General features: G+C 74.0%; 2 protein-coding genes. Both read right to left on the bottom strand.

Annotation, left to right across the window (positions count from 1 at the left end):
* A partial coding sequence (locus B7767_RS24380; protein WP_085574082.1) for a type I polyketide synthase occupies positions 1-3,406 on the bottom strand: 3,406 nt, incomplete at its 3' end.
* Positions 3,407-3,441: 35 nt separating this feature from the next.
* On the bottom strand, positions 3,442-4,066 hold a 625-nt coding region (locus B7767_RS24375), incomplete at its 5' end, for a phosphopantetheine-binding protein (RefSeq protein WP_256923550.1).

The raw sequence follows: 4,066 nt of genomic DNA, 5'->3' as shown, positions 1-4,066 counted from the left end.
CGGCGCCGGAGGCGTGCAGGGACACCCCGGACCAGGAGAACGGCAGCAGGCCCTGGTCGGCGTCCTTCAGCTCGACGAACTCCACGGCGTGCAGTGCGGCGGTGAGCAGGGCCGGGTGCAGGGCGAACAGTTCGGCGTCGTCCGCGCGGCCGGGCAGCTCCAGTTCGGCGAAGACCTCCTCGCCGCGGGCCCAGGCGGCGCGCAGGCCCTGGAAGAGGAGACCGTACTCGGTGCGCTCGTAGAAGCCGGTCAGGTCGAGGGGTTCGGCGCCCTGCGGCGGCCACTGGGCGGCGTCGAACTCGACCTGCCGCTCGTCGGGGACGAGGACACCGGTGGCGTGCTGGGTCCACGGCTCGTCGGGGGCGTCGGCGGACCGGGAGTGGATGCCGAGTTCCCGGCCGCCGGACTCGTCGGGGGCACCGACGCGTACCTGGACGGCGACGGCGCCGCGGGCGTCGAGCACGAGCGGGGTGGTGAGGGTGAGTTCCTGCACCCGGCCACAGCCCACCTGGTCGCCGGCGCGCACGGCCAGTTCGAGGAAGCCGGTCGCCGGGAAGAGGACCATGCCGCCCATGGTGTGGTCGGTGAGCCAGGGGTGGGTGCGCAGGGACACCCGCCCGGTGAGCAGCACTCCGCTGGTGCCGGCCAGTGGCACCGCCGCGCCGAGCAGGGGGTGTTCGGCGGGGGTGAGTCCGGCGCCGGCCACGTCCCCGGCGAAGGCGAGGGGCCGCGGCCAGTAGGCGCGGTGCTGCCAGGGGTAGGTGGGGACGTCGGTGCGGCGGGCGCCGGTTCCCTCGAAGAAGGCGGTCCAGTCGACGCGGACGCCCGCGACGTGCAGTTCGGCCAGCCCGGTGAGCAGCGCGGTCTGTTCGTCGAGCCGGGCGCGCAGGGCGGGCGCCGCCACGACGTCCGCCTCGTCGCCGAGGGTCTGACGGGTCAGGGCGGTGAGGACGGCGCCGGGTCCCAGTTCCAGGAAGGCGTCCGCTCCCCCGTCGGCCAGCGCGCGCACGCCGTCGGCGAAACGCACCGTGCCACGGACGTGACGCACCCAGTAGTCGGCCGAGCACAGCAGCTCCGGGTCCGCGATCTCGCCGGTCACGTTGGACACGACGGGGATGCGCGGCTCGGCGTACGTCAGTCCCTCCGCGACCTCGCGGAAGGCGTCGAGCATCGGCTCCATCAACGGCGAGTGGAAGGCGTGACTCACCGACAGACGCTGCGTCTTGCGACCCTTCTCCGCGAACTCCTCCGCCAGCGCCACGACCTCGGACTCGACACCCGCGATCACCACCGCGTCCGGACCGTTCACCGCCGCCAGGGCGATGTCGTCCGTCAGCCTCGGAGCGATCTCCTCCTCGGTGGCCTGTACGGCGATCATGGCGCCGCCCGCCGGGAGTTCCCGCATCAGCCGGGCACGCGCCGCGACCAGCGCGCACGCGTCCTCCAGCGACAGCACCCCGGCCACGTGCGCGGCCGCGATCTCACCCACGGAATGCCCGGCCACGAACTCCGGCCGCACACCCCAGCTTTCGACCAACCGGAACAACGCCACCTCGACCGCGAACAACGCGGGCTGCGTGTAACCGGTCGTGTCCAGGAGCTCCGCCTCCGGCGTGCCCTCCGGTGCGAACATCACCTCCCGCAACGGACGCTCCAACTCCACGTCGAAACGCGCCAGTACGGCATCCAACGCCTGCGCGAACACCGGGAACCGGGCATACAGCTCACCCCCCATCCCCGCCCGCTGCGACCCCTGACCCGAGAACAGGACGGCGAGCGACCGCTCCACCGCACGACCGCGCGCCACCTCGACGGGGGCACCGCCCTCCGCGCCCGCGAGGAGGACCGCCCGGTGCTCGAACACCGACCGTCCCGACGCCAGGGAGAAGCCGACGTCCAGCGCGGTGGCGTCGGTCAGCGCCGACACGCCTGCGAGCTGCGCCTCCAGGGCGCCCTTCGTCTTGCCGGCGACCGGCCACGGCACGACCGTCGGGTGGGCCGTCGGTGCAGCGGGCTGCTCCGACTCCTCCGGTTCGGGGGCCTGCTCGACGACGAGGTGGGCGTTGGTGCCGCTGATGCCGAAGGAGGACACGGCGGCGCGGCGGGGACGGCCGGTCTCCGGCCAGGGGGTGCGCTCGGTGAGGAGGCGGACGTTGCCCGCGGTCCAGTCGACGTGGGTGGAGGGCGCGTCGACGTGGAGGGTCCTGGGCAGCACGCCGTGGCGGATGGCCAGGACGGTCTTGATGACGCCGGCGACGCCGGCGGCGGCCTGGGAGTGGCCGATGTTCGACTTCACCGAGCCGAGCAGCAGCGGCCGGTCGGCGGGCCGGTCCTGGCCGTAGGTGGCGAGGATGGCCTGGGCCTCGATGGGGTCGCCGAGGGGCGTGCCGGTGCCGTGGGCCTCGACGGCGTCCACGTCGGCGGGTGAGAGCCCGGCGCCGGCCAGGGCCTGCCGGATGACACGCTGCTGCGAGGGCCCGTTGGGCGCGGTGAGCCCGTTGGAGGCGCCGTCCTGGTTGACGGCGGAGCCGCGGACCACGGCGAGCACCTCGTGCCCGTTGCGGCGGGCGTCGGACAGCCGCTCCAGGACGAGGACGCCGGCGCCCTCGGACCAGCCGGTGCCGTCGGCGGAGTCGGCGAACGCCTTGCAGCGGCCGCTGGTGGAGATGCCGCCCTGGCGGGTGAAGCCGGAGAAACCCATGGGGGTGGACATGACGGTGACACCGCCCGCCAGGGCGAGGGAGCACTCCCCCTGGCGCAGGGACTGGGCGGCCAGGTGGAGGGCGACCAGGGAGGAGGAGCAGGCGGTGTCCACGGTGACCGCCGGCCCGGCGAGGTCGAAGGCGTAGGCGACGCGGCCGGAGACGACGCTGGCGGTGAGGCCGGTGGTGGCGTGGCCCTCCGCGTCCTCGCGGGAGTTCATCACGACGCCGACGTAGTCGACGCCGGCGGTGCCGACGAACACGCCGGTGCGGGAGCCGCGCAGGGACACCGGGTCGAGGCCGGCGCGTTCCACCGCTTCCCAGGTGGTCTCCAGCAGGAGCCGCTGCTGCGGGTCCATGGCGACGGCCTCGCGCGGCGAGATGCCGAAGAACCCGGCGTCGAAGGCGGCGGCGTCAACGAAGCCGCCCTCGGCGGCGGCGCTGCTGCCCGTTCCCTCGCCGCCGAGGGCGTCGAGGTCCCAGCCCCGGTCGGTGGGGAACGGGGTGATGCCGTCGCGGCCCTCGTCCAGCAGCCGCCAGAAGTCCTCCGGGGAGGCGACCTCGCCGGGCAGCCGGCAGGCCATGCCCACGATGGCGATCGGCTCGTGCCGGCTCGCCTCGGCCTCCTCCAGCCGTCGACGGGTCTTGTGCAGGTCGGCCGTGACCCACTTGAGGTAGTCGACGAGCTTTTTGTCATCGGGCATGACGGGAAAACCTTCCTGTGGTGGATCGGCTCGTCTCAGTGGTCGCCCATGCGGCCGAGTTCGTTGTCGATGAAGGCGAACACCTCGTCGGCGCTGGCCGATTCGAAGGCGTCGTCCACGGGGGTGCCGGTCGCTTCCGGTGTTCCGCCGCGCACCTTGTCCAGCATCCGGCCGAGCCGGAGGGCGAGTCCCGCGCGGGTGATCCCGTCGTGCTCGCCCGCCGCGAAGAGCGCTTCCAGGCGGTCGAGTTCGGCGAGCAGCGAGGGGCCCTGGGGGTCCTCGTCGCCGGGGGCCAGTTCGGAGACGAGGTGTTCGGCGAGTGCCGTGGGGGTCGGGTAGTCGAAGACCAGGGTGGCCGGCAGGCGCAGCCCGGTCGCCGTGGAGAGGTGGTTGCGCAGTTCCAGGGCGGTCAGCGAGTCGAAGCCGAGCTCCCGGAACTCCTGGGTCACGTCGACGGCCTTCGGCGTGGCGTGGCCGAGGACCCGGGCGGCCTGTTCGCGGACCAGGTCGGTGACGTACCGGACGCGTTCGTCGGCGCGGAGTTCGCCGAGCCTGGCGGCGAGGGCGGCGGCCGCTCCGGCCGCGTCGGTGGCGGCGGCGGTGCGGCGGCCGCTCCTGACCATGCCGCGGAAGAGCGGCGGCAGGTCCTCGGGGGCGGCG

This window comes from Streptomyces sp. 13-12-16 (genome assembly GCF_002114215.1).
Classification (GTDB): Bacteria; Actinomycetota; Actinomycetes; order Streptomycetales; family Streptomycetaceae; genus Streptomyces.
This window is presented reverse-complemented; position numbering and strand designations above follow the sequence as displayed.